We start from the raw sequence: 252 nt of genomic DNA, 5'->3' as shown, positions 1-252 counted from the left end.
ATATATTCGGAACATCTCGTAGAGATGATATGGAATAACGTGACATATTGTATTCAGTTTTGAATGTTTATTTTAAATATTCAAATATTTAATGGGCCTGTAGCTCAGCTGGTTAGAGCGCACGCCTGATAAGCGTGAGGTCGGTGGTTCGAGTCCACTCAGGCCCACCATTAAATTTGTACATTGAAAACTAGATAAGTAAGTAAATAGATTTTACCAAGCAAAACCGAGTGAATAGAGTTTTAAATAAGC

1 tRNA gene is annotated in these 252 nt (G+C 36.1%); it reads left to right on the top strand.

The window, feature by feature from the left end:
* Positions 1-93 precede the first annotated feature (93 nt).
* Positions 94-170, top strand: a tRNA-Ile gene (locus tag AC2FB1_RS11225).
* Positions 171-252 lie beyond the last annotated feature (82 nt).

Source organism: Staphylococcus sp. CoH_129_LAB_1 (genome assembly GCF_058191515.1).
Note: the sequence above shows the minus strand (reverse complement) of the source record. Positions and strands in the feature narration are given on the sequence as shown.